Annotated in this window: 28 protein-coding genes; 19 read left to right on the forward strand and 9 right to left on the reverse strand. The window is 52.1% G+C overall.

Annotation, left to right across the window (positions count from 1 at the left end; translation table 11 throughout):
* Positions 1-2 precede the first annotated feature (2 nt).
* Positions 3-1,259 carry a 2-oxoglutarate dehydrogenase complex dihydrolipoyllysine-residue succinyltransferase gene (gene odhB, locus AC27KL_RS09125; protein WP_487169487.1) on the forward strand — a complete coding sequence of 419 codons (1,257 nt, stop codon included), beginning with the start codon at positions 3-5 and terminating at the stop codon, positions 1,257-1,259.
* A gap of 208 nt (positions 1,260-1,467) precedes the next feature.
* Here the strand turns inward: odhB and AC27KL_RS09130 are convergent, their stop codons facing one another.
* Both AC27KL_RS09130 and AC27KL_RS09135 read right to left on the reverse strand, forming a co-directional pair.
* The gene (locus tag AC27KL_RS09130) at positions 1,468-2,517 is read right to left on the reverse strand and encodes an LCP family protein (protein ID WP_487169488.1); all 1,050 of its coding nucleotides are present in this window, start codon (positions 2,515-2,517) and stop codon (positions 1,468-1,470) included.
* A 236-nt stretch (positions 2,518-2,753) separates the two neighbouring features.
* The gene (locus AC27KL_RS09135; protein WP_197069936.1) at positions 2,754-2,909 is read right to left on the reverse strand and encodes a hypothetical protein; all 156 of its coding nucleotides are present in this window, start codon (positions 2,907-2,909) and stop codon (positions 2,754-2,756) included.
* 129 nt (positions 2,910-3,038) lie between these two features.
* Here AC27KL_RS09135 and AC27KL_RS09140 point away from each other — a divergent pair, with 129 nt between their 5' ends.
* The 5 genes from AC27KL_RS09140 to AC27KL_RS09160 all read left to right on the forward strand — a co-directional run bounded on the left by AC27KL_RS09140 (position 3,039) and on the right by AC27KL_RS09160 (position 8,559).
* On the forward strand, positions 3,039-3,659 hold the full coding sequence (locus tag AC27KL_RS09140; RefSeq protein WP_339321981.1) for an NUDIX hydrolase: 621 nt from the start codon (positions 3,039-3,041) through the stop codon (positions 3,657-3,659).
* Between the two features lie 167 nt (positions 3,660-3,826).
* Positions 3,827-4,123 (forward strand): DUF6509 family protein, encoded by a 297-nt coding sequence (locus AC27KL_RS09145; RefSeq protein ID WP_339321980.1) that lies wholly within the window; start codon positions 3,827-3,829, stop codon positions 4,121-4,123.
* A complete protein-coding gene (locus tag AC27KL_RS09150; RefSeq protein WP_212949144.1) occupies positions 4,120-4,656 on the forward strand; it encodes a hypothetical protein in 537 nt (178 codons plus the stop codon). The genes AC27KL_RS09145 and AC27KL_RS09150 overlap by 4 nt, the downstream gene beginning before the upstream one ends.
* Before the next feature lie 240 nt (positions 4,657-4,896).
* Positions 4,897-6,759, forward strand: coding sequence for a DNA helicase RecQ (gene recQ / locus AC27KL_RS09155; protein WP_487169489.1), 1,863 nt, complete (start codon positions 4,897-4,899; stop codon positions 6,757-6,759).
* Between the two features lie 18 nt (positions 6,760-6,777).
* Positions 6,778-8,559 carry a B12-binding domain-containing radical SAM protein gene (locus AC27KL_RS09160; RefSeq protein ID WP_487169490.1) on the forward strand — a complete coding sequence of 594 codons (1,782 nt, stop codon included), beginning with the start codon at positions 6,778-6,780 and terminating at the stop codon, positions 8,557-8,559.
* Between the two features lie 76 nt (positions 8,560-8,635).
* Here AC27KL_RS09160 and AC27KL_RS09165 read toward each other — a convergent pair whose 3' ends face one another.
* The 4 genes from AC27KL_RS09165 to mnmL all read right to left on the reverse strand — a co-directional run bounded on the left by AC27KL_RS09165 (position 8,636) and on the right by mnmL (position 12,322).
* On the reverse strand, positions 8,636-9,595 hold the full coding sequence (locus tag AC27KL_RS09165) for a lysophospholipase (protein WP_487169491.1): 960 nt from the start codon (positions 9,593-9,595) through the stop codon (positions 8,636-8,638).
* Positions 9,596-9,684: 89 nt separating this feature from the next.
* Positions 9,685-10,656: a type I phosphomannose isomerase catalytic subunit gene (locus AC27KL_RS09170; protein ID WP_212949136.1), complete on the reverse strand. Its 972-nt coding sequence runs from the start codon at positions 10,654-10,656 to the stop codon at positions 9,685-9,687.
* A gap of 127 nt (positions 10,657-10,783) precedes the next feature.
* Positions 10,784-11,368 (reverse strand): tRNA 5-(aminomethyl)-2-thiouridylate-methyltransferase MnmM, encoded by a 585-nt coding sequence (gene mnmM, locus AC27KL_RS09175; RefSeq protein ID WP_212949134.1) that lies wholly within the window; start codon positions 11,366-11,368, stop codon positions 10,784-10,786.
* Positions 11,369-12,322: a tRNA modification radical SAM protein MnmL/YtqA gene (gene mnmL, locus AC27KL_RS09180; protein WP_212949132.1), complete on the reverse strand. Its 954-nt coding sequence runs from the start codon at positions 12,320-12,322 to the stop codon at positions 11,369-11,371.
* A gap of 266 nt (positions 12,323-12,588) precedes the next feature.
* Here mnmL and AC27KL_RS09185 point away from each other — a divergent pair, with 266 nt between their 5' ends.
* Positions 12,589-12,777, forward strand: coding sequence for a hypothetical protein (locus AC27KL_RS09185; RefSeq protein WP_036708437.1), 189 nt, complete (start codon positions 12,589-12,591; stop codon positions 12,775-12,777).
* Between the two features lie 207 nt (positions 12,778-12,984).
* On the forward strand, positions 12,985-13,734 hold the full coding sequence (gene trmB / locus AC27KL_RS09190; protein WP_036708440.1) for a tRNA (guanosine(46)-N7)-methyltransferase TrmB: 750 nt from the start codon (positions 12,985-12,987) through the stop codon (positions 13,732-13,734).
* 137 nt (positions 13,735-13,871) lie between these two features.
* Here trmB and AC27KL_RS09195 read toward each other — a convergent pair whose 3' ends face one another.
* The 3 genes from AC27KL_RS09195 to AC27KL_RS09205 all read right to left on the reverse strand — a co-directional run bounded on the left by AC27KL_RS09195 (position 13,872) and on the right by AC27KL_RS09205 (position 16,559).
* The gene (locus tag AC27KL_RS09195; RefSeq protein ID WP_487169492.1) at positions 13,872-15,005 is read right to left on the reverse strand and encodes an MGDG synthase family glycosyltransferase; all 1,134 of its coding nucleotides are present in this window, start codon (positions 15,003-15,005) and stop codon (positions 13,872-13,874) included.
* Positions 15,006-15,056: 51 nt separating this feature from the next.
* Positions 15,057-15,584, reverse strand: a complete 528-nt coding sequence (locus AC27KL_RS09200; protein ID WP_487169493.1) for a phosphatase PAP2 family protein — start codon at positions 15,582-15,584, stop codon at positions 15,057-15,059.
* Positions 15,585-15,782: 198 nt separating this feature from the next.
* A complete protein-coding gene (locus AC27KL_RS09205; protein WP_487169494.1) occupies positions 15,783-16,559 on the reverse strand; it encodes a LytTR family DNA-binding domain-containing protein in 777 nt (258 codons plus the stop codon).
* A gap of 581 nt (positions 16,560-17,140) precedes the next feature.
* Between AC27KL_RS09205 and AC27KL_RS09210 the strand changes: the two genes are divergently transcribed.
* The 11 genes from AC27KL_RS09210 to AC27KL_RS09260 all read left to right on the forward strand — a co-directional run bounded on the left by AC27KL_RS09210 (position 17,141) and on the right by AC27KL_RS09260 (position 25,677).
* Entirely contained in the window at positions 17,141-17,623 is a 483-nt protein-coding gene (locus AC27KL_RS09210) for a hypothetical protein (protein WP_487169495.1), read from the forward strand.
* Positions 17,607-19,400 carry an ATP-binding cassette domain-containing protein gene (locus tag AC27KL_RS09215; RefSeq protein ID WP_487169496.1) on the forward strand — a complete coding sequence of 598 codons (1,794 nt, stop codon included), beginning with the start codon at positions 17,607-17,609 and terminating at the stop codon, positions 19,398-19,400. Before AC27KL_RS09210 ends, AC27KL_RS09215 begins: the two co-directional genes overlap by 17 nt.
* Positions 19,397-19,783, forward strand: coding sequence for a thioredoxin domain-containing protein (locus AC27KL_RS09220; RefSeq protein ID WP_487169497.1), 387 nt, complete (start codon positions 19,397-19,399; stop codon positions 19,781-19,783). Before AC27KL_RS09215 ends, AC27KL_RS09220 begins: the two co-directional genes overlap by 4 nt.
* The gene (locus tag AC27KL_RS09225) at positions 19,780-20,298 is read left to right on the forward strand and encodes a MauE/DoxX family redox-associated membrane protein (protein WP_487169498.1); all 519 of its coding nucleotides are present in this window, start codon (positions 19,780-19,782) and stop codon (positions 20,296-20,298) included. The genes AC27KL_RS09220 and AC27KL_RS09225 overlap by 4 nt, the downstream gene beginning before the upstream one ends.
* Positions 20,291-20,707, forward strand: coding sequence for a hypothetical protein (locus AC27KL_RS09230; RefSeq protein ID WP_487169499.1), 417 nt, complete (start codon positions 20,291-20,293; stop codon positions 20,705-20,707). Before AC27KL_RS09225 ends, AC27KL_RS09230 begins: the two co-directional genes overlap by 8 nt.
* Positions 20,708-20,719: 12 nt before the next feature.
* A complete protein-coding gene (locus AC27KL_RS09235) occupies positions 20,720-21,136 on the forward strand; it encodes a hypothetical protein (protein ID WP_487169500.1) in 417 nt (138 codons plus the stop codon).
* A gap of 471 nt (positions 21,137-21,607) precedes the next feature.
* Positions 21,608-22,846, forward strand: coding sequence for a glycosyltransferase family 2 protein (locus AC27KL_RS09240; RefSeq protein ID WP_036708467.1), 1,239 nt, complete (start codon positions 21,608-21,610; stop codon positions 22,844-22,846).
* Between the two features lie 267 nt (positions 22,847-23,113).
* A complete protein-coding gene (gene infC / locus AC27KL_RS09245; RefSeq protein WP_036708471.1) occupies positions 23,114-23,611 on the forward strand; it encodes a translation initiation factor IF-3 in 498 nt (165 codons plus the stop codon).
* Positions 23,612-23,629: 18 nt separating this feature from the next.
* Entirely contained in the window at positions 23,630-23,830 is a 201-nt protein-coding gene (gene rpmI / locus AC27KL_RS09250) for a 50S ribosomal protein L35 (protein WP_036708474.1), read from the forward strand.
* A gap of 30 nt (positions 23,831-23,860) precedes the next feature.
* On the forward strand, positions 23,861-24,220 hold the full coding sequence (gene rplT, locus AC27KL_RS09255) for a 50S ribosomal protein L20 (RefSeq protein ID WP_036708477.1): 360 nt from the start codon (positions 23,861-23,863) through the stop codon (positions 24,218-24,220).
* Positions 24,221-24,642: 422 nt separating this feature from the next.
* Complete coding sequence (locus AC27KL_RS09260) at positions 24,643-25,677, forward strand: BMP family ABC transporter substrate-binding protein (protein ID WP_339321963.1); 1,035 nt, start codon at positions 24,643-24,645, stop codon at positions 25,675-25,677.
* Positions 25,678-25,734: the final 57 nt, after the last annotated feature.

Below are 25,734 nucleotides of genomic sequence, written 5' to 3' on the forward strand. Positions count from 1 at the left end.
CCGTGAGCGAAATTACAGTACCGGCAATGGGTGAATCGATTACCGAGGGAACAATTTATAAGTGGCATGTTCAGGAAGGGGACGCCGTCAATCAGGGGGATGTGCTCCTTGAGCTGGAAACCGACAAGGTTAACCTGGAAATCAGCGCGGAGGAGTCCGGCGTCGTCGAAAAGATTTTGAGAAAAGACGGCGAAACCGTCCAAATCGGCGAAGTGATCGGAAGATTGGCGGCAGGCGGCGAAGCTGCCGCCGCAGCTTCCGCCGCGCCGGCCAAGGAAGAGCCGAAAGCGGAAGAAAAAGCCGCTCCGGCTTCTCCGGCGGCGCCAAGCGTACCGGCCGAGCCTGCGAAGGAAGGGGAAACGTACCTTGCGGCTTCTCCGGCGGCGCGTAAACTGGCCCGTGAGCAAGGCATCGATCTGGAACAGGTGAACCGCGATCCGAAAGGGCGCATCTTCCAGGAAAACGTGAGAAACCACGCGGAAGCTCCGGCTCCTCGTCCGGCAGCCGCAGCGCCTGCAGCGCAAACGGCAGCGCCGGCCGTAACCGGCCAGCCCGGAAAACCTGCCGAACGTCAGCGCATGTCCCGCCGCCGGGCAACGATCGCCAAACGTCTGGTGGAAGCACAGCACACGGCCGCTATGCTGACTACCTTCAACGAAGTGGATATGACCGCGATTATGGACATCCGCAAACGCCGCAAGGATGCGTTTAAGGATAAACACGACATCGGACTCGGATTTATGTCCTTCTTCACGAAGGCGGTCGTCGGCGCGCTGAAGCAGTTCCCGCTGCTCAATGCCGAAATCGACGGCGAAGACATCATCGTGAAAAAATATTACGATATCGGCATCGCCGTCGCGGCGAAGGAAGGTCTCGTCGTACCGGTCGTCCGTGATGCGGACCGCCTCAGCTTCGCCGATATCGAGAAGGAAATCGCTTCGCTCGCTTCCAAAGCGCGCAGCAACACGCTGGCATTGTCCGAACTTCAAGGCGGAACGTTCACGATTACGAACGGCGGCACATTCGGTTCGCTGATGTCCACGCCAATCCTGAACGCGCCGCAGGTAGGCATCCTCGGCATGCACAAAATCCAACTCCGTCCGGTTGCGATCGATGCGGAACGTTCGGAGAACCGTCCGATGATGTACATCGCGCTTTCCTACGACCATCGCATCGTAGACGGCAGCGACGCTGTCCGCTTCCTGGTAACGGTGAAGGAACTGTTGGAGGATCCGGAATCGCTGCTGCTCGAAGGTTAATGATATTCATAACACTTACTAGGAACTTAAAGCCGCCCGAAGGTTGCGACCGGGGCGGCTTTTTTGCGAGGGTGGGGCAAAGCGAATACCTTAACGGAAACCTCTGAGAGGGCGGCAGGCATCGAAAAGCGCTGAAGCCCGCCATAGCAAAGGCCCGCTCGTTCTTCCGGAGACCGGAAGGACAAGCGGGCCTTTTTGACGTATGATGTTATGAGTTCCCGCTCGCTTTCGCTTTGTCATCATCCGAAGCAGGCTCGATCAGTTGATCGGCGGGCGTATTCGGATCATGCCAATTGTCGATCAGTTTGCGAATATATTCGATGTCTTTTTCGTCCGGATCGTAATACCAAAGGGAGTCGCGCATGGCTCCTTTGCCTTTGAGCATGTAATTGCTGATGGCCGGCATGCTGCCCCCTTCATAGAAGGTTTTGGCCAGATCGATCATAAAGGTGGAGGTCATGTTCGTTTTGAAATTGCTTCCCGCGACTTTCATCAAATCCGGCAGTTTCGTAATATTTTTGATTTCAAGCGCTCTTGCCAGAATCGCGTCGATCAGCACGCGGTGCCTCATCGTCCGGTTAAAGTCGGAGTCTTCGCGGTAGCGGGCGTAGCTGAGCGCGTCCTTGCCGTCGTAAATCGGTTTGTTCGGCTCGATCCGGAGCTTTTCGTGGTATTTCTGTTTGTTTTCGATCACTTTGGTGATCGGGAGACGCACGCCCCCAAGCTTGTCGACGACGTCTTTCAGGCCTTGAAAATTAATGGTGGCGTAAAAATCGACGTTGCTTCCCAGCAGGTTTTCCACCGTGTCGACGCTGCGTTTGATCCCGCCGCGGGCATACGCCGCGTTGATTTTGCTTTTTTTGTTTTCCTCGGCGATTTCGGTGTAGGTGTCCCGCGGGATGGAGATGAGCAGGACTTTGCCGTCCTTCGGACGCACGACGGAAAAGATGATCGTATCGGAACGTCCCGGTTCGTTTTTGCGTTCATCCGTGCCAAGGAGCAAAATCGAAAACGGGTTTTGAACCTTTTCCGGTTTTACCTCTTCGTCGATTTTTTCATAGGATTGGTCAAGCGTCTCGGCAACGGTATCTTTCATCAGCGTATCAAAAGCGAGCAGCGCGACTTGTTTCCGGAAGATATATCCGGCTCCTGCCGCGAGCAGCAGGCAGATCAGCGTAACGAGCAGCCACGTTTTTCCTTTTCGCTTTTTTTTCCTTTTCCTGGGGCGGGTAAGCCGCGTCGGCTCTTGATTTTCCATCGGTCACTCCTGTTTCGATTTACAAAATTTTCTTCTGCTTTCCATCATTTTATAGTATTCTCTTAACCAAAATCAACCGAGGGTTCGCGATCGTTCGTCACCAGCGGCGTTTTTTCGTTTTTTGGCAGCAAAAAAGACGGCCGTTGAAGGAGCCGCCGATCGGAAAGCGAATGTTATTTTCAACAAAAAAATAATATCCGCTAGAATTGGAATTGAGTTATAGCGATGCTGCTATTCTATGAATTTAGGGCAAAATGTTTGTGTTGAAGACGCTCCAGCTTGCGGATGATCTCTTTTTGCCATCTGGCGTCGTCCAGCTGTTTGGCAAGATTCAGCAAATCCAAATAATCGTCAATGCGCAGCTCGGCGCATTGGGCCGATGGGTTTACCATGCTCGTCGACTCCTTACCATTGGTGTTGATTGCGATTCTTACATCATTGTATCACACTTCATTCGGGTAGTGATAATCTTTCTCAATGAAAAATATAAATTTTTTAATGCGAAGGAGCGTGTGCGCAGTATGGAGAAACCACTCAAATGGCTTGATTGGGCCAAGCAAATTCAGGGCATTGCCCAGACGGGACTCGCCTACGCCAAGGACGTATACGACAGGGAACGGTACGAGCAGCTGCGGGCGCTCAGCCTGGAGATCATGGCGGAATATACGGAAGTGGAAACCGGCAAGCTGGCCGAATTGTTTGCGGGCGAACACGGCTATGCCACCCCGAAGGTGGATATCCGGGGCGTCGTCATTCGAAATGGCGAAATTTTGCTGGTTCGCGAAAAGGAAGACGGGGAGTGGTCGCTGCCGGGCGGATGGGCCGACCTGCTGCTGTCCCCGACCGAAATTGCGGTCAAAGAGGTGCGTGAAGAATCGGGTTACGAGGTGAAGGCGCTGCGTCTGCTGGCCGTGATGGACAACCAGAAACATAATCCGCCCGCTCCCTATCATGTCTATAAAATGTTTATTCAATGCGAGATTACGGGGGGCCGGGCGCAGGAAGGCGTGGAGACGAGCGGCGTAAGGTTTTTTGGCAGGGAGGAGCTTCCCAAGCTATCGCGCAGCCGCAATACGGAAGCGCAGATCCGCCTGATGTTTGAACTGCTGGAACATCCGGAACGCATCCCGGTGATCGATTAGAAGGGAAAGCAGCGCCTTCACCGTCAAGGGGCTCCTGACTTCCCTAAGCGGTACGAAAACGCGGCTGCGGGAAAAGGTGTATGTTCCATGAGCATGTCTGTTAGAATAAGAAGGAACGCAACAAGCGGCGGCAACGAGCTGAATTTAAGCTGAGAAAGGATGACATCATGCTGACGATTACCGAATATGAGGTGGAGCATATTAAAGACCCGTTCCGCATTTTGGCGGGCAAACGTTACGAATACAAGCTGGATCTCGAGGTTCCGGAGGACGACGAGCTTTACTCCGAAAACGGGCTGTACGTCCGGGCCATCTATAACGAGCTGGAAGAGGGCGGAAATCTCGTCAAATACGATTTGTACGAAAAATCGACGGACCGTTATCTCGACTTCGATCTGGAAGAGGACGAGGTTCGGATGATCGAGGCGTTTTGCCGCGAGCATCTGGGGGATGCGGAAGCATGAGACGTACGCCCGTGACGGTTCCTTACGGCTATGAACCTCCCGCAGAGCAAAACAAGGGGACGCTGATTTTTTACGATGCCTTTGAGGACATCACCGTCCAAGGACTGCTTAAAGCGGAGAAAACGGCGGAAGAACGCGCGTTTTCGCGGTTGGTGCTGTATCCGCTGCATGAAGAAACGGCCAAACGCATGCTGAAGGCTGCCGTCAGTGCTTATTACAAACGCGAGCGGCAGCTGGAGAGCTGGAAGGAAGAACATCGTTCCTCCGCCGTGATCGAGGGATTTGAAGCCAAGCGGAAAAAATATACCCCGATGGACACGGCTTTGCGCCATTTGACGGAGAAATACCCGGCTCCGCATTTTTTGTACCTGACGCCGGACATGGCAAACCTGTTTGCGTCCTACGCTTCTTTTAAAGACTGGATCGTCCGGCTGCGGCTCATTTTGTCGGAGCGCCCGGAGCGGGTACACCCGCTGCTTGAAGAATACCAGAACCGCTGGGACGTATCGGGAGAACCCAGGGCAGGGGAATAAGCGATTCATGCAATGTAAACAAAGCCGGCATTCGTGCCGGTTTTTTAAATGCAAAGGATGTTTGTTGCACCGGGCTCCGAAAAAATACGAGAACGGGCTGAAATCGAGGCCCTGATACCGGGCTATCTTACTTTTTTTGTTGGGGCCGTGCCTCCTTCGGATGGTTGCTCATTCCCGGAAAGCCCGGTAAACTTAATAGTAACGGTTTTGAACTAGATTTCGTTAGGAGTTTTTAAATATATGAGTGTGGAAACGATGACGATGGAGAGGGCGCAGCAGCAGCTGCAAACCTATTACGGGTACCCGGATTTCCGGGAGGGCCAGAAAAAGATCGTCCTCAGTCTGCTGGAAGGAAACGATACGCTTGGCATCATGCCGACGGGCGGGGGCAAATCGATCTGTTACCAGATTCCGGCGCTGATGCTGCCGGGGCTGACGCTGGTCGTTTCGCCGCTGATTTCGCTGATGAAGGACCAGGTGGATGCGTTAACGGCGATGGGCATTCCGGCTGCGTACATCAACAGCACGCTGAGCGGCAAGGAAGTCAACGAGCGGATCCGCGCCGCCAAACGCGGCGATTTGAAGCTGCTGTACGTGGCGCCGGAGCGGCTGGAGGTCGAATGGTTCCGCGACGAGATGAACCAGCTTTCCATCTCCTGCGTCGCGGTGGACGAGGCGCATTGCGTGTCCCAGTGGGGGCATGATTTCCGGACGAGCTACCTGGCGGTGGCGCCGTTCGTCGAGAGTCTTCGCGACCGGCCGATCGTCGCCGCCTTTACGGCCACGGCCACGCCGGAGGTCACGGACGATATGGTTCGGCTGCTCCGTTTGGAAAAGCCCGAAGTGTTCGTCACGGGGCTGAGCCGCGATAATTTGGCGATGTCGGTGCTGCGCGGGGAAAACAAGCGCGATTTTGTCATGAAATATGCCGAGGTTCATTTGCATCAGCCGGGAATCATCTATGCCGCCACCCGTAAAGACGTGGACGATTTGTACGAACGTTTGCGCAGCAACGGGCTGGCCGCGGGGAGATACCATGCCGGCATGAGCGACGAGGAGCGGGCGGCAAGCCAGGAGGCTTTCCTGTACGATGATATCCGGGTCATGGTGGCGACCAACGCATTCGGGATGGGGATCGACAAATCGAACGTACGGTACGTCATCCATTACAACATGCCGAAAAACATGGAGGCTTACATCCAGGAAGCGGGCCGCGCGGGCCGCGACGGCGAACCGAGCCAGTGCATTTTGCTGTTCGGCGCCCAGGACATCATCACGCAAAAGTTTCTGATCGAGCAAAATCCGCAGGACCCGGAGCGTAAAGCCAACGATTACCGCAAACTGCAGCAGATGGTCGATTACTGCTATACGACACGCTGCCTGCGCAGCGCCATGCTCGATTATTTCGGGGAAAAGCATGAGGACAAGCCTTGCGGGATCTGCAGCTCCTGTACGGACGAACGCGAGCTGGTCGACATGACGATCGATGCGCAAAAAATATTTTCCTGCATCCACCGCATGCGCGAACGGTTTGGCGTATCCATGGTGGCGGCCGTTTTGAAGGGCTCCCGCAACAAGAAAGTGCTTCAATACCGGTTCGATGAGCTGTCGACCTATGGCGCGATGTCGGACCGGACGGAAAAGGAAATTTCGGAGATCATCAACGTCATGGCCTCGGAAGGGTACTTATCCCTCTCGGAGGGACAATATCCGGTCTTGAAGCTTCAGCCGCTGGCTGCGGAGGTGCTGAAAGGGCAGCGGAAGGTGATGCAGCGCCTGCCGGCCAAGGCGGCTTCCGGAGACGGTACGGGCGGGCGCTCCGGCAGTTCGCGGAGAGACTATTCGCCGTCGGCCGTCAACGAGACGGTGTTCGAACAGCTGCGCCTGATCCGGCGCGAGCTTGCGGAGCGGGAGCGCGTGCCTTCCTATATCATCTTCAACGATGCGACGCTTCGCGAGATGAGCGTGGTATGCCCGCAGACCGAACAAGCCATGCTGAAAGTAAAAGGCGTGGGCGAAGTGAAATACCGCAAATACGGCAAGCCGTTCCTGGATTTTTTCCGGGAGATGGGCGACGACCGTTACGACGGCGATTATGAATAATAGAAGGAATGTGAACCCATGAAAGTCATTTTATCGACCTTAAACGCCAAGTTCATCCACACCTCGCTGGCGATCCGCCTCCTGAAGGCCTACAGCGAGCATGCGTTTGACATTGAGCTGGCGGAATATACGATCAAAGATCCGGTGATGAACATCGTCTCCGACTTGTTCCAGCGGCGCCCCGACGTGATCGGTTTTTCCTGTTACATCTGGAACATCGAAGAGACGCTCCGGGTGATCGACATCGTCAAAAAGGTCATGCCCGAAGTCAAAATCGTCCTCGGCGGTCCTGAAGTGTCTTATGACACGGGGTTTTGGATGGAGCGCGCGAAAGGCGTCGATTTTATCGTCATGGGCGAAGGCGAGGAGACGTTCCATCATCTGCTGCAGGTGATCGAAGGCGACCGGAAATACCATTTTGTGTACGGCATCGCCTACCGGAAAGGGGAAGAGGTGATCATCAATCCGCCCCGCCCGAAAAGCGATTTGAATTCGCTGCCGTCCCCGCACCGTTTTCAGGAGGACATTCCGAACCTCGGCAAACGGATCGTTTATTTCGAAACAAGCCGGGGTTGCCCGTTCCAATGCCAGTTTTGCCTGTCAAGCATCGAAAACGGGGTGCGTTATTACGACATTGAGCGGGTCAAAGCGGATATTACGTATTTGATCGACAAGGGCGCCAAAGTGATCAAGTTTTTGGACCGGACCTTCAACATCAACCACAGCTATGCGATGGAAATGTTCAAGTTCCTGATCGAAAATAACCGCGGCTGCATTTTCCAGTTCGAAATTACGGCCGACATCATGCGTCCCGAGGTGCTGCAATTTTTGGCGGACAACGCGCCGCCCGGCATCTTCCGCTTCGAGATCGGGGTGCAGTCCACCAACGACCCGACCAACGTGCTGGTCAAACGCCGGCAAAACTTCGAGAAGCTGTCCCGGACCGTCAATATCATCAAAAACAGCGGCCGGATCGCGCAGCATCTCGATTTGATCGCGGGCCTGCCGGAGGAAGATTACGACACGTTCCGAAAAACGTTCAACGACGTGTTTGCGCTCAGGCCGGAAGAGCTGCAGCTCGGCTTCCTGAAAATGCTGCGCGGGACCGGCCTCCGGCGCGACGCCGAAAAATACGAATATACTTACATGGATCAGGCGCCTTACGAAATTCTCGGCAGCCATAAGCTTCCGTTCGAAGACATCGTGCGGCTGAAAAGGCTCGAGGACGTGCTCGAGAAATATTGGAACGCGCACCGGATGGATCATACGCTGAACTATTTAATGAAGCATGAATTCGACTCGCCGTTCGATTTCTTTCAGGAATTCGGCGATTATTGGGAAGGGCAGGGATGGCAAAAAATCGGCCACCAGCTGGAGGATCTGTTCACGCGCCTGTCCGCTTTTCTCGCGCATCGGGGCATCCGGCGGATGGACGTGGCGCTGGGCCTGATGAAGCTGGATTATTTCCTGAACCACAAATACAAGCCGCGCAAAATTTGGTGGAGCGAGCCGATCGATAAGCAGGAGTGGAGCACGCTAATGCGGCGGGTGCTGGACCATCCCGAAAACGTATCCGGCAGCTTCGCGGGGCTTGGAATCGGCGAAAGGGAGCTGCAAAAGCATGCCGTTCTGGAGGTGCTTCCTTTCAGGCTGGAAGACGTGCTGGCGGGAGGTACGGGCGAAACGCCGGAAGGAACGCCGCTGCGGCAGCTTCTGATGGTGCTGTACCAGCAGGATGACAGCGAGCAGCCGGTCTATTACACGATGGAGCTGGAACCGGCCGGCTCGGCGCAAAGCTGATTCCTTAACGAAAAAAAACGCTCTCGGCCATAAAGTCGAACTTTATGGAACCGAGAGCGTTTTTGCGTGGAAAGGGTTATGCTTCCTCTCCGGAACTCGTTTGCGAAGAAGACGGGGTATGGCGGTCGAGCCAGTCGATGACGTCCGCCGTAACCTCGTCCCGGTTGACTTCGTTCAGCATTTCATGCCGTCCTTCCGGATAGAGCCGGCATTCCACGTCGGCCAGACCCAGGTTGCGGTAAACCGCTTCGAGGCGGCGGACCCCCCGGCCGTTCAGGCCGACCGGATCTTTTTCCCCGCTGAACAGGTAGACGGGCTTATGCTTCGGAATGCCTTGATACCCTTCCGGTTGCTGGATTTCCTGGAGCAAGCCGAAAAAATCCCGGAAAAATCTTGTCGTGCAAATCGCCCCGCAGTAGGGGTCTTCGATGTAACGGTCGACTTCGGCCGGGTCGCGCGACAACCAATCGAACCGGGTGCGGTTAGGGGCAAAGGCCTTATTGAATCCGCCGAACACGATGGCGTTCATCATCAGGCTGCGATGCGAATCGCCCTGCAGCGCCCGCTGCAGGGAGGCCAGCGTTTTGCCTGCGCGAAGCATGCCGCGCGGACCGTTGGTGCCGGATAAAATGAAACCGTCGTACCCGTCCGATTGCGTCATGATGACCTTTTGCACGAGAAAGGATCCCATGCTGTGCCCCATCAGGAACAAGGGGACGCGGGGATGCTGAGCTCGCGCCAGCCGGCCCAGCTGGACGATATCCTGAACCATGAGCTGAAATCCGTTTTCTCCGACGTCTCCCAGCCGCTCGAGCGAACCGGCGGTCAAGCCGTGTCCGCGCTGGTCATGGGCGTATACCGCATATCCTTTGCCGGTCAGCGCCGAAGCGAAGCGGCCGTAACGTTCGGCGGTTTCGCACATGCCGTGGGCGATCTGGACGATGCCGGCGATTTCGGCCTCCGGATCGGGAAGCCACTGATAGACATGAAGCTTCGTTCCATGCGGATCTGTCATCGCAAAGGTCTGCTCAAGCATGCGCCATCCCTCCTCGTTATCCATTAGGAACCCTCAGGCCGGCCGCAGGATCGGCTGCCGAGGTTCGAAAATATATAAAAGCGAATAGATTATTCCGGCAAATAAGAACGAAGCACGGTTGCGTTGCCTTCCAAAGTGTATGCGCCGAGGTTGGCCGGAAGAAGGAAACATTGGCCCGCCTTGATGTCCAGGGAACCGCCGTTCCAGCCCAGCTTGCCGCTGCCGTCGCATACGACCAGGATCGTAAAGCTTTCCGGCGTCGTGTTCAAATTCCAGGAGCCGTCCACGATGCCTTTTTCCACGATAAAATAAGGCGATTTGGCGATTTGCAGCCATTCTCCGGCACCCAGGCCGCCCGTTTTCATCGTCGTTGCGCCGGAGCCTTCGAACGCGGTAACGTTCAGGGAATCCTCGATATGAAGCTCGCGCGGTTTGCCGTCCAGGCCCGGACGGTCATAATCGTAAATGCGGTAGGTCGTATCGGAGTTTTGCTGAATCTCCGCCACGACGACGCCCGCGCAAAGGGCGTGAACCGTACCCGCAGGGATGTAGAACGTGTCGCCGGCTTCGACGGATACTTCGCGCAGCGTATCCATGACGGTTCCGTTTTCCAGCGCCGCTTTCATGCTTTCGCGGGTGACGCCTTCCTTCAGGCCGTAAATGATTTTGGCCCCGGGTTTGGCGTCGAGGACGTACCACATTTCCGTTTTGCCGAGCTCGCCTTTCGGCAGGCCTTCATAGTCGTCCGTCGGGTGAACCTGCACGGACAGGTTGTCGTTGCAGTCGAGGAGCTTGATCAGGAGCGGAAAACGCCCGTTTTTCTCGGAAAAGCCTTTGCTGCCGAACCATTCCTTGCCGAGCTCTTCGCGGATTTGATCGAGTCCTTTTCCGGCCAGTTCGCCGTTGACGACGGTCGTGGTGCCGTTCGGATGATCGGCGATCATCCAGCCTTCGCCGATATGCCCTTCCGGAGGGGTGAGGCCGAAACGTTCAAGGGCGCGGCCGCCCCATACGCGTTCTTTGAATTCGGGTTGGAACAATAATGGATAAGGTTGTGTCATAGCTGCATCTTCCTTTCAAGTCATTAATCTGAACATGATTCGTTGAATCAAACCGCTTGCATTCGGATTCGTCAGATCCGAGATCTATATGTTTCAGGCGCACATGCTTGGATGTGCCACCCGCGGTTTACCGCTTTTTTTCGATCGCGACGACGTACGGCGCGTCGTTTCGCTGAAGCTGCCTGTACATCACCGTCTGGCACGTATCCTGGGGCAGGCTTGAGGCCCAGGCCGTCACCGCTTCCGCTTCGGCAGCCCCGCCGGCATGGCCGGGATACAGCACGGCCGTAATGATCCCTTTGGGGCGGAGCAGCGAAAGCGAGGCTTCCAGCGCTTCAAGCGTGCTTTCCGTTTTCGTTATGATATGTTTGTCGGCATCCGTCGCAGGCAGATAGCCCAGATTAAACATGACGGCGCCGACGCGGCCCCGGCACTCCGGGGGGATGTATGCCGTCATCCGCGCGTGGCTTGCAAGAAACAGGGAAACGGAAGCCATGCCGCCGGCAGGCTCCCGGGACAGCCGTTCCTCGGCAAGGCGAAGCGCCTGCTCTTGAATATCGAAGCCGTACACCCGGCCTTTAGGCCCTGCGGCCTTGGCGAGGAACGCCGTGTCGGCTCCCGTGCCGACCGTGGCGTCGACGGCGATGTCTCCGGGCGCCAGGCGTCCTTCGATTTGCTTATGCGCGAAGCTGAGTACGGATAAAAAACCCATTTACGCGTTCCTCCAATATTTCCCTTGCCATGTATCCCGCGCTTTCAGTTCGGCGTCGATGCCGTTGAGCACTTTCCATTTATTGAGGCTCCACATCGGTCCGATCAGCAGCTTGCGCGGCGCGTCGCCCGTCAGGCGATGGACGATCATGTCCGGCGGCAGCATCTCGAGCGTGTCGACGACAAGCTTGATGTATTCGTCCTCCTCCAGAAAGCGGAGCAAGCCGGCTTCATGCTGGCGTACCATCGGCGTGCCTTTCATGAGATGGAGCAGGTGGATCTTGATCCCCTGCACGCCCATTTTGGATACTTCGTATCCGGTTTCGAGCATCATTTCATGCGTTTCCTGCGGAAGTCCGTAAATGATGTGGGCACAGACCCGGATGCCATGCTTGCGGAGCTTGGCGACGGCATCCACGAAACATTTCGTATCATGGGCGCGGTTGATCAGCTCGGAAGTGGAATCGTGGACCGTTTGCAGCCCCATTTCGACCCAGAGGTAGGTCCGCCGGTTCAGCTCGGCCAAATATTCGACGACATCGTCCGGCAAGCAATCGGGCCTAGTCGCGATCGACAAGCCGACGACGCCGGGCTGCCGCAGGATCGTTTCGTAATATTCCCTCAGCACCTCTAACGGCGCATAGGTATTCGTGTAAGCCTGAAAATATCCGATGTACTTCGCGTTCGGCCATTTCAGGTGCTGTTTGTCCCGGATTTCATTGAATTGGGTGACGAGGTCGTCACGGCGTTTGCCGGCGAAGTCTCCCGATCCGCGCGCGCTGCAGAACGTGCAGCCGCCCCTGGCGATCGTGCCGTCGCGGTTCGGGCAGGTGAAGCCGGCATCGAGCATGACCTTGAACACCTTTTCGTCGAACTCGCGGCGCATTTCGTAATTCCAGGTATGGAACCTTTTATCTCCCCATAGAAGCGGAGGGCTTGCTGCTTTCGAATGCATGTGAAGGTGCTCCTTTTTGGCGTATCAGCAAAGGTTAAAACGTTATGGCTTACTGCTTGCTCTATTGTAGCAAAAAAAATCGGGGAAGGGTATGAGAGGGCGAAACCGAGTCATTTTTATCGGCGGCCGGGCATATGATTTATTGAAAAAACTTACATGAAATGTTATATTAAAAGTGAGAGTCGGCGCGCTCCTGTTTTCGCAAAACCGGCACCGATTCATAAAAGAAACGAATCTCGGCAACCATAATCCGTGAGGTGATCATGATGAGTTATTTAACCGCAGAAGCTTCAGGAAAAGGTAAAATTGCTGTGGAATTGACTCCGGAGGAGGCGCTTGCGTTGACGGGCGTCAAATTTAACGGAAATCCGGAGGTGAAAGCGGAGGCGCATCGAAAAATTCGCAAAGCCTTCGAAAAGACATTTGATTTTCAGTATCAAGATAGGTTAGACTAACAACAAAGAATTCGTTGGACCCCAATTCCAAATAGATTTGGAAAAGGAATTCTGCGCCCCTTGGCATCGCTGCCGGGTGGCCGGAATTCTTTTTCTTTTTTTCCGGGGATGCTCTTTACATTTGAGTGTATCTTCGGCACAATATTGCAAGTAAGCTGTCCGCGAATACCTGCGCGGATATTAAAGCGATGAAAGTGGAGGTATGAAATGCGTTTACGCGGCAGAAAAGGAATCCGGGAGAATTTGGAGGCCCAGGCAGGCTTCGTTATTCTTGATCCCCGGTCCCATAAAGGAAAATGGCATACGTTATTCGGCAACGACCGTCCCATTTACGTGGAGCTCGGCATGGGCAAAGGCCAGTTTATCAGCCAGATGAGCTTCCGTTATCCGGACATTAATTTTATAGGCATCGATATGTATGACGAACTGATCCGCCGGGCGAGCGAAAAGGCCCGTTTGGCCTGGTCCGAGCGGAATGTCGAAACGCCCCCGAATTTGCGGCTCGCGCTTGCGAACGTGGAATTTTTGGAGGACGTGTTCGAAGAAGGGGAAATCGAGCGGATTTTTTTGAATTTCAGCGATCCTTGGCCTAAAGCGAGACATGCCCGCCGCCGTTTGACACATCCCCGTTTTTTGGAGAAATATCGCCGCTTGCTGAACGAAAACGGAGAAATTCATCTCAAGACCGACTCGCAGACGCTGTTCGAGTTTTCGTTGAACGCTTTTGCCGATTTCGGCCTGCAAATGACGAACATTTCGCTAAACCTTCACCGCGAAGGTCCCAACGAACAGCATGTCATGACCGAATACGAAACGAAATTCCACGGGCAAGGCGTGAACATCCACCGCTGCGAGGCCATCGTCGGGGAAAAAGCGCTGCAGCGTTACCAGGAACACCGGCTCGACAATTACCGCCTGCAGGACAAGCCTCAAGCGAACAAAAGCGGGCAGGAATAACGAGGGAACCTAGAGCTGCGATGCAGCCCGGTCTTTTATAACAAAAAACAATCCCTGCGAACGTGCGCCGGCCGGTTTGGCCGCGGGGCCCGTTTGCGGGGATTTTTTGTAAGCGCAAAAAAACGGCGCCTTCCTTCTCAGGAGGACACCGTTTTCGAATCCAGCATTTCGATGATGCTATGCGCGCTTTCCATCGGGCGGTACCGGGCAATGCTCTGCAGCTGCTCTTCCCGCCGCCGCCGGATGCCGTCCAAATCGCCGACGAGCTTGTCCATCCATTTTACGATGACGTCCAGCGACGAAATCGGCTCGCCCAGCCCTTGCGCGGTGAAATAATGGCAGTTTTCTTCCTCCTGCCCGGGAAGGGGATGGTGGAACAGCATCGGGATGCCTTTCGCCAAACCTTCCGTGCAGGTCATCCCGCCCGGTTTCGTGACGAGGAGGTCCGACACTTCCATCAGCTTGTCCACTTCGAGCGTAAACCCGATCAAATGGATGTTGGGATGATTGTATTTGGGGTCCTGCTCCAGCTTTTTCAGCTCTTTTTCGTTATTGCCGAGACAGAACAGAATCTGGACCTTGTCCTTCCAGCGGGTCAAAAAATCGTTGATGACCTCGTCGTTCATGATGCCCCAGCCCCCGCCCATCACCATGACCGTAGGCATGTCCTTCAGCCCGAAGCGTTCGCGGATTTCTTCCTTCCCGGGATGCTCCCAGAAGCTGGGATGGACGGGGATGCCGGTGACCTTGATTCTGGAAGGGGGAACCCCTTGGTGGATCATTCTGGCCCGCACCTCCTGGGTGGAAACCAAAAAACGGTCGACCTGGGGGGTGATCCATGTGCCGTGCGCGTCATAGTCCGTGATGACGGTACACAGCAATATTTGCTCTCCGAGCCGCTTCAGGCGCGAGATGACGGCGCTCGGGATGGGATGCGTGCAGACGACGATATCCGGCCGCAGCTGGTGGACGACGTTTTTCGTATGCGTGTAAAAAATGCGGTGCAGCGCAAGCGTCGTAAAACGGTTCAATGATTTGTTGTATTGATGGCGGTACATCATGCCGACCAGCTTGGGCTGCGAAAGCACGGTTTTTTTATATGCGGTGATGATCAAAGGCGCAACCTTCGGGTTTAAAAAACTTCCAAGTTCAAGGACTCTCGTCTGAACGTTCGGTGAGAGTTTGCGTAGACTGCTTGAGAGTGCGTACGCAGCTCGAGTATGTCCAGCACCGAAGCCTTCAGATAATAACAATACCCTTTTTTTGCTCACTCTCAATTCACCTGTTCCTGCTTGTTTTGGTCTAATTACACCTTATCCGCTTTAGGGCCATAATGCAACCGTCCCCGCGGCAACGGCCGTCCCGATGGTCGCGCCTGCGAGGCAATCGGAGGGATAGTGCAGGCCTAAATACATGCGGGATACGGCGACGGACAGAGCGACCGGTACCAGAACCCAAGCCAAAACGGGGCATGCGGCCACAAAGGGCGTAACCAGCGAGAAAACGGCGGTCGTATGGCCCGACGGAAATGAGTGGTCCGTCAGCGGATTGCGAAACGTGTTCGTCCCCGGCAGCGTCAAATACGGCCGTTGCCTGGGCCATGTTTTTTTCGACACGGCTACGGGAATATGGCTTAATGCGAGCGCCACGCCGGCCTGCAGTCCGTATGTGCTCCACGGTTTGGGCGCCAAAAGCCACATGGACAGGGAAAACAAGATCGTAAACCAAGCGCCGCCAATATGGGTAATATAATAAAGCCAGTGATTTACCATGCTCCGGTGCAAGCTGCTGTTCACCTTTGTAAATAACTGTTGGTCCAAACGTTTTAATTTCTGAATAAGACGGATCATGGGATACCTCCGGGCGTAGTTTAGCCATAGCGGGCGCTGGTTTGATATTTTTTTCATGAATTTATCATATTTTGAATCCGTCGGCTTTTCAAGAACGATCGCGAAAAGGGGTCATTTTCGGAACAATTAGTCCTGAAAATGACCCCTGAAACGTATATGGGGAGTATGCGGTTGGATCCGCGGGGAGGCCCCGCCCGTTTAACGAAAAGTTTGGATTGCCGAAGACTTAAGGAGGTTTTTGGCAACGGTAAAGTGCGGGAAGAAGCCTTTCGACAGCGGAATCGTCAGCTCGCCATCCAGGGTGATGTCGTAATGGTTCCATTCGTTCGGGGAAATCGCTTGGATATATTTAATGTTGACCAGGAAGCTTTTATGGCACTGAAAGAGACATGGCGTCGATTGGCTGGCGATGTCTTTTAAATTGGACGTGCTGTCGATCTTCTCGTTGTCGGACAAGGTCACCTGAATAACGTTTTTGCCCGTTTTCTCCACGCATTTGATGAGATTTTCGACCAGGATCAGCTTTTTGTTGTCATGCTTGAGCGTAATGTAGTTCAGGCGGTCTTCGTTTTCGGCAATTGCGGCCAATTTGCTTTCCAGAAGGCGGCTGGACGCCAATTTGATCGATGACAACAACGTATTATAGCCGGAAAAATGAAGCCGAAGCGGCTTTTCGTTGGCATAAGAAATCATTTTTTTCATGAATTCCCCGCAATCCTCATCGCCGCACAGGCACAGAATTTCGATGTTGTTTTCCTGTTCGCACAGTTTCGCCAACAAAATCCGCAGATGGCATAGCGTGGACTTGGATAATTCCCATACGAAGATAAAACCGTCGTTTTTACGGGCGAAATCCAGAAACTCCTTGGGATTCTTCAGGTTGTATACCCTATTGTTTTTGAGGTGAGCTGACAATTTGATTTTCAATGAATAGTTCGATGAATAGACGGCTACATCCGGAAAATAGGGCAGCAAATGATTAACCTCCTAATCGTAGTCGTGATCGCAAGGGAACGAAAAGAATATGTTTACCTGAATTACCTATATATGGAATCTATTAATTATTATACTAATTAATGATGAATAAATCAAAAATAGGAATATAAAAGGAAAATGCGACATTGAACTACATGAATTGAGGAGTTTCGTCAGACGATGTACCACATATCCTCAGATATTAGTGTTTTACCCAAAAACTGTTAACTAGAGTCGGAAAATTATTTATCATGAATCATGTAGCTACGTTCCTATTGCCTGGCCGGCAAAAAACAAAGGAGGTTTCATAATATGGTATGTAAATACAGTTGCCCAAGCGGAATGTCCGGCGGCACCCCGGTGCCTGGTGACGACAGCGGCTGCGTATCCAGCACGGATTGCGTCAGAACACGTTATATTTACCAGTACTATACCCCTTGCTACCAAAACGGTTCGATCCAGGTTTGGAAATACTGCAACTCCGAATGGGGAAATTGTTGCTAGTCATGCAGGCCATATCGACAGGTGCCCAAGGTTTTGGGCGCCTGTTTGATCCATGCTCCGGAAAGGGTGACGCGAACATGCAGGAACAAGAATATATGAAATTCCTTAAGAAGCGGACGATGGCGCCGATTCCGATCGGGGAGAACATGCCGACCCCGTTTGCGTTTGACCGAGCCGGGCACGAAGCCGCGATCGATTTCGGGCTGACCGGAACGGTGATCTTTTTTATGAGCAAAACTTGCGAAAAATGCGATTTTTCGCTGTTAAGCCAATATTCCGAAACCTTTCGTTTTAAAACGTACTTATTTGTGGATGCCGACAACGATTTTGCAAGTGAGATTGAAAGAATGTATCCCGGGTTTGAAGTTTTCAAATCGGATCTGACCGTGTTGTTCAAGGAAATCAGAGTCGAAGCGGTTCCCCTGGTATATGCCGTCAATAAGGTTGGCCAAATCGTCGGAGGCGGGCTGTTCAATACTTACGAGAGTCTGACGCGCAAGATTTCGCCGCTGATCGAGGTGTTCGGTTCCGGGAGCATTTTGAATGAAAACATTTCGTGAAGGGCTCGGATTGTTCGCTTTATCTTTTAAGGAAGTGTGGATCGCGGACAAAACCTATTTCTTCTTCAGCCTCTTGATGCTGATCGCGATTCCTTTCCAGATGAATGCTTCGATTTATCTCGGCTCCGCGCTGATCAACGACCTCTCTTCCCCGAACTTCGAGTTCGGCGGGGTTCTCCGGCTGATCGTTCTTATCGTCGGCATGGAACTGGCGGTAACGGTACTGGGTCAGCTTCAGCAAAAGTTCAACTTGGCGTTTACGGAAAAGTTCACGCTTAGGCAAAAAACGAGATTGCTGGATTATTATTATTCGATCGATCTCGTGGAAAAGGAAAATCCGTCGTTTCACGGCAAGGCGCAATTCAATGAATTCGCGTTGTCCAAAATCGAAAGCAATTACCAATCGTTCCTGTCCTTGGCTTCGCTGCTGGTCAGCATCTCTCTTTCTCTTTATTTGCTGCGCAATCTAAGTCCGGCTGCGATGATCTGTCTATTGGCGGTGTGCGTCGCTAGGGGCATGTTGGAGCTGAAGACGATCCGAAACCGAGTCGAAGTCACGAACGTCCTTCAAACTTCGCACCGTACGTACGGTTATCTGTACCAGTTGTTGAGCAATTTTGCGGCGCATAAGGAAATGATGGTAAACCAGGCATACCCGTTCTTTAAAAAGCTTTGGCTTGAAAGGAAACGGGAGGCCTTTGAACTGCAATACGGATTGGAAAAAAAGACAATCGTTTTCGTTACGATAAGCAAGATCCTGTCGGGTTTGTTCAAACTCGGGCTTGCCGTCCTGATCATCTATTACATTTATAATAGAAAATTGACGATCGGCGATTACATGGCCATCACCATGGCCGCGCCGCTGATCGAATCCAATATATTGAACCTGTTTAATCTTGGCGGAAAATTTTACGAGAACACCAGTTATCTCCGGCTGGCCGGGGACATGCTGTCTGCCGGAGGCGGTGACGCCGGTTCCCGGGGCAGCGTCATCGCCGAGATCCAGTCGGTCGAGGTCCGGAATCTCTCTTTTCGATATCCGAACCGAACCGAAAATGCCTTAAACGGCATTCGCCTGTCGATCCGCAAAGGCGAAAAAATCGCCATCGTAGGCGACAACGCATCCGGCAAAACCACCCTTGTCAAGCTAATATTGGGGTTATATCCGCCGGAGCCCGGCAGCGTATTTTACAATCAAACGGATTTGAACGACATCCATCTGCCCTCGGTATGGAACCAGGTCAGCACGGTGTTTCAGGATTTCTCGAAGTATGAACTCGACATTCGCCACAATATCGCGGTATCCGATCTGAAGGAGATCCATAACGACCAAAGGCTGTACGAACTCGCCGATGCGTTCGGCATCGCGAATATCATGCTTCCGGAGCGGGGCCTCGAAACGCAGCTTGGCTACTTGACGGAGGATTCCATCAATCTCTCGGGAGGCCAGTGGCAAAGAATCGCGCTGGCAAGAGCGCTGTTCAAACAAGCTTCGCTCGTCGTCTTGGACGAGCCTACCTCAGCCATCGATCCCAATAGCGAGCTGGAGCTGCTTAACCGTTTGCTGGACGCGTCCGGCGAAAAAACGCTAATCGTCATTACGCATCGCATCGGCATTGCGGCCAACGTGGACAAGATCGTCGTGATGCAAAACGGCGAAATCAAGGAAGTCGGAAGCCATTCGGATCTCGTCCATGCCCAAGGCTATTATTTCGATATGTGGATGAAACAAAAAGAGCTGTACATCAAGCAGGAAATGGAGGTCGCTTACCCATGACCGATTTTGCTTCGGTCGTCGACTTTGAAGGCAATGAGATCCGCTTCACCGACGGCCGCCCCCAACTGTTTCTGTTCGTGTCTTTATTCTGCAACCATTGCGTCGAGTTTTTGCCGCAAATCAGCGTTCTCCGCAGCAAAATCCCTGAAATGGGACTCGTGCTGTTCTGCAACGGGGATGAAGAGGAGCATCGGGACCTGAAGGCCTATTTTCAATGGGACTTTCCGATCGTCTATTTGGAGCCGGAAGATGCGACGCTGACGTATGACGTTGAATCTTTCCCCTACATGATTTTGGTCAAAAACCGCCAAAAAGTGCTGGGAGCCTCTTTGACGGAGTGGGAGAAATACGAGGACCGGCTCGTTTCGGAGTGTTTGGTATGATCCTGACTTCGATCGGCCAGTGCCTTTTGGTATTCGTATTTTGCATATCCGCCATTTCCAAAAGCCTGGATGTCGGCGAATTCAAGATCAGCATCCGGCAATTCGGCATCCTAACCAACGACCGGGCGATCGCCGCGGCCGCTTACTTGTTTATTTTGGGCGAGTTTGCGGCATCCGTATTGATCGTGTTTGCTTTCGGCCGGGTCATTACGCTTGTCCTGACCATGGCGCTCATGACGACGTTTGTCGCCGCGCTGCTCAAAGTATCGTTCGAAAAAAAGACGGTGCACTGCAACTGTTTCGGACAGAGCCGCAAACCGACGAACAAGCTTTACGCCATCGGGCGCAATGTCGTCATCATCGCGCTCATCCTGTTTTGCTGGACGTTTCAGGCGAGCCCGCGCTTTTCTCTATCGGAAAACGTCATGATGTATGCCATTTTGGCGAATGGCTCGCTGTTCGCGGTCCTGATCAAGCAGTATTGGTACAAAAGGGGGAAGGGGATTCATGCTTGAAACGCTCCCATATGCGCTGAGCCTTGTCTCCTTGGGGCTGGCCGTTCTTTTGATAGGGTACGTCAGGCGGGCCGCCGCCCTTGAAAAGCTGCTGAAAACCGGGGAGATGCTTTACAGGAACCAGGTGCCGGCAGCGGATTTGGAAACGGCATTCGACATTATTTTTATCGACGCCGAATCCGAACCCGAATTTTTGCGAAACCGGGCCGCTTACGATTCCGGCAGAACGGCCATCGTGTGCTATCATGCCCCCGAATACCGCATGAATCTGTTTCGAAAAAAATTGCCGGGCCATATGATCGTTTGCGGGGATGCAGGCAAAGAACTGGCGCAGGCGCTGGACGTCAAAAAGTATCCTAGCCTGCTCAGGCTGAATTATTCCAAGGCATCGGTCAAAAAAATCATGTAAGGAGTGCGTTTCGTGAAACTTTCCTGTTTTATCGTCGATTATTGCGAAATGGTGCAGTCGGAACAAGGCATGAAGCTTAACCATTCTGCACCCGTCCCGTCCGTTCTCGTTGAAACCCTTCCTTACGTTTCGAATCTGCGGGTCGTCGTGCATCTTCAGGATTTGACCGTTAACGAACCGCTTGAAATCGAGCTGCAGCTGTACGACGATCAAGGGCAACTCATCGCCTTTACGGAGAAGAACCGGATCGTGGCCGGCAAGACGGAATTAAAGACCCATTGCACGCTTCAAACGGTCCACTGCAAAGAGGGAGAATTTTCAATCGTTTTGTTTAATCATGGACAACCTGTCTATAAATATACATATGCATTGGAATGCGAAGACAAAAATTTGCATTTTTCGAAATTTCCGTCACTGCATCGATCGTGAGCGTTGTGGGACCATGAAGGGGAGCTCGGGTTTTGGAATCTCGCCGCCCCTTATTCAAGGGTCCCTTTTGTTTGCGTTTTTTCCGCTGTCATGCGCTCGTTTTCGAATTTTTGACTTCGTCTGAAGAAGCGATTAAAATGATTCAAGTACCCAAAAGTGGGTTAAAGAGGTAGTGGGTGCCTTTTTTTAATCATAAACTTTTGTTAAAAGTTCAAAAATAAGCAAAAACTAAGATAATTCATGATAAAGGGAGGTAAGTTGGGCAAATACATCTTGATTGACAATGTTTTTTGGCTTAAGCTCTTAAATGGCAATTTGACAATGAGCTGTCATATGGCCGACAATCAGTATACGTTTTTTGTTTTCGGATTTTAAAAATAACGGATGCCAGTACAAAAATAAAAATGGCCGTTTAAAGCATCGAGAATAAAAAAGGGGTACAACTCAACAAGGATATGGGGGGTCAAGAGAGTGTTTGAAAAGATTATGATCGTTCTCCAAGTGTTTTTCGGGCTTGTGGGACTGTATCAGCTGGTCCTTTCCTTTTTCGGATGGTATCGCAAAAAAGAATCCAAATCGCATTCTCCGCAAAAAACTTTCGCTGTCATCGTCGCAGCGCACAATGAAGAAGAAGTGATCGGCGCATTGTTAGAAAATTTACAGAAGATGCGCTATCCAAGAGAAATGTACGATATTTTCGTGATTTGCGATAACTGTACCGACAATACGGTAGCAATCACCAACAGCTTCGAGGGCGTAACCGCCTGCGTCAGAAATAACCCGGACAAACGGGGCAAGGGCTATGCTCTCGAGTGGATGCTCGACAAGCTGTGGAAAATGCCGAAGTCGTATGACGCGGTCGTCGTTTTTGATGCCGACAATCTCGTCGACGTCGATTTCCTGCAATACATGAACGATGACTTGTGCAACGGCAAGCAGGTCATTCAAGGATACTTGGATACGAAAAACCCTAACGATTCCTGGATCAGTGCGTCGAACGCGATCAACTACTGGTTCTGTAACCGTTTGTGGCAGCTTCCGAGATACAATCTTGGCCTCTCCAACTTCCTTGGCGGCACCGGGATGTGCTTCGAAAGCAAGCTTCTGAAGGAAATGGGCTGGGGCGCGACCAGCCTGGTCGAGGACTTGGAATTTACGGTACGCTGCATTCAGCGCAACGTCTATCCGAAAATCAATTTCGACGCACGGGTGTACGACGAAAAGCCGTTGACGTTCAAAGCGTCGGCCAGACAGCGCCTGCGCTGGATGCAAGGCCACTTCGAGGTTACGCGGAAGTATATGTTCCCGCTGCTCAAACAGGGCATCAAGGAGCGCAGCTTGACGAAAATCGATGCGGCTCTGTACGTGTTCAACTCATACAACTTCCTGATCGGGTTCCTGCTGACGATCATTTATTACATCAATTACATGCTTCCGACGGATCTGAACCTGATCTCGATTTACGGATACCTGCCTCTTTGGGTGTCGATTCCGTTCTCGATCTACGGGATCATGCAATGTCCGCTGGCCATGTATCTGGAAAAGGTGCCGTGGAAAACGTACCTCAGACTCGTGTTTTATCCGATTTTCCTGATCTCCTGGTGGCCGATCACGTTCTGGGCGTTCTTCACGCAAAACAACAAACAGTGGAGCCATACGAAGCATACTCGCGTGGTTCGTCTGGAAGAAGTGCAAAGCAAGCAGGGATAAGGATGATTTATTGTTGACAAAGGCTTGTCCTCTGTGGTACATTACTCAAGTACGTTAAAACAAAATGGATTTGCAAGCAGAGGCACCAGCTTCTCACCTGGCCGACGAAGGTTGGCGGGTCATGATCCGATGATTTATGAATGCAAAATTTCATGAAGAATTGATCATAGGGATGCTGGTCGTAGACACCGGTATCCCTTTTATTTTTGCTTTTGCAAAAGCATCACCATTCGAATTTGGAGGTGGACGGTTATTAGTAAGGATCATATGATTAATGAGGAAATTCGGGCGAAAGAGGTTCGTCTGGTCGGAGCTGACGGGGAACAGATCGGCATCAAGCCGATTCGGGAGGCTCTCCAGATGGCGGCGGATTTGAATCTGGATCTGGTGAACGTGGCACCGCAGGCCAAGCCTCCGGTGTGCCGCATCATGGATTACGGCAAGTTCCGTTATGAGCAGCAAAAGAAAGAAAAAGAAGCCCGTAAGAATCAGAAAATCGTGGATATCAAAGAAGTATGGTTCCGAGCTAACATTGAGGAGCATGATTTCCAAACCAAGCTTCGCAATGTCGTCAAGTTTTTGAAAGAAGGCGACAAAGTGAAATGCTCCGTCCGTTTCCGCGGACGCGAGATCACTCACGCCAACATCGGCCAAAAGATTCTGGAACGCGTCAAAACGGAGGTTGCCGAACTTTCCGTCGTCGAACGCCAACCGAAATTGGAAGGCCGCAGTATGATTATGATTCTGGCTCCAAAAGCCCAATAGTCCTGAGGAGGAAGTACTATGCCTAAAATGAAAACACACAGCAGCTTGAAAGGCCGCTTCAAAGTAACTGGTTCCGGTAAAGTAACTCGTTACAAAGCTTACAAAAACCACTTGCTGTCCCACAAGTCCAAACGCGCTAAACGCGTGCTCGCCGGCAACCCGGTGATGGCTCCTGGAGACGTAAGACGTTTGAAGCAAGGCTTGGCTAACTTGAAATAGTTATAACACAATTTTGGGAGGTTTATTATTATGGCAAGAGTAAAAGGCGGATTCGTTGTTCGTCGTAGACATAAAAAAGTATTGAAACTTGCAAAAGGTTATTTCGGTTCCAAACACCGCATCTTTAAAACAGCTAACGAACAAGTGATGAAGTCTTTGGTATATGCATACCGTGACCGTCGCGCAACCAAGCGCAACATGCGCAGACTGTGGATCGTCCGGATCAATGCGGCTGCGCGCATGAACGGCTTGTCCTACAACAAACTGATGCATGGTTTGAAATTGGCAGGCGTGGACATCAACCGCAAAATGCTGGCTGATCTCGCCGTGAACGACATCAACGCGTTCAACTCGATCGCAACCGTTGCGAAAGAAAAAATCAACGCGTAATTGTTTAACATTAAATGGAAAAACCGCCGTAAGGCGGTTTTTTTTATGCTTCGAAATAAGCCGCTACGGGGCATTGTTTCTCTTGATGGAAGGAAACATGACGTGAATTTCGTGATGGAATGAGATAAAACCAAGGAATTACCGCTTATCGCTTATACATAACATGTATTTCGGGATAAATATGACATGTGTTGGTATATTCAAAACTCTTAAAGCGCTTTCTTTTACTTTTATTCAAAAAAAGTTTTTTGAATCCGACGCAAATTTGCTGGATTTTGAGGATGCGAGATTGTATAATCTGAATGTAAAATGTCCACGTTTGAAACAAGCTCTCTATTTCTAATTGATAGGTGGTAAATTAATTGGTAGAAGGGATCTTGCGCAAATGATAGGGCAAAAAAATTTTAGGGGGACATACAGCAATGAAGAAAATGTTCAAATTGTCGCTGATCATGCTGCTCGCATTTTCAGTCGTACTCGCTGGCTGCGGCAAAAAGAATGAAGAGACAGGCGCAACCGGCAGCGAGCCTGCAGGCGACGCGAAGTCCAGCGTCAAAGTCGGCCTGGTTACCGACGTGGGCGGCGTAAACGACAAATCGTTTAACGAATCCGCTTGGGAAGCTCTCGATGCTTTGAAAAAAGACAAAGGCATCGAAGCTCAGTACTTGCAAAGTAAATCCAAAGAAGATTACGTTACGAATCTGAATAAATACGTTAAAGGCAAATACGATCTGACTTGGGGCATCGGTTTCGACCTCGGCCAAGACATGAAAACCGTGGCGGACCAAAACCCTGACGCGCATTTGGCAATCATTGATGCTACTGTCGATTCCCCTAACGTTCGTTCCATCACGTTTGCCGAAAACGAAGGCGCATTCCTCGTGGGCGTCGTTGCAGGCAAAATGACGAAAACAGGCAAAGTCGGCTTCGTAGGCGGCTCCGAAATTCCTGTCATCAAACGTTTTGAAGCTGGTTTCAAAGCCGGCGTCAAAGCTGCGAACCCTAATGTCGAAGTCAAAATCAACTATACAGGCGCTTTCGACAAACCTGACCAAGGTAAAGCAGCGGCAGCAACGATGTACAACGACGGCGTAGACATTATTTTCCACGCATCCGGCGCTACGGGTACCGGCGTGTTCAACGAAGCGATCGCCCGCAACAAAGCCGGCGGCAGCAAAGTTTGGGTCATCGGCGTCGACAAAGACCAATCCCTTGAATTCGGAGATGACGTAACGTTGACTTCGATGGTTAAAGGCGTAACGACGGCTGTCGACAAAGTCACAAGAGAAGTGATCGACGGTCAATTCAAAGGCGGCTCCGAGGTTCTCGGCTTGAAAGAAAACGGCGTAGGTCTTGCGGACACTTCCAGCAAAAACGTTCCTGCAGACGTATTGAAAGCCGTTGACGAGTTCAAAGAGAAAATCATCAGCGGGGAAATCAAAGTCCCTGAAGAATAATACTGCCTGAGCTTATCATCTAAACGGATCCAAAGTTGCGAAACGACAAGGCTGGTT

The sequence above is a fragment of the Paenibacillus sp. YAE3 genome (assembly GCF_057546105.1).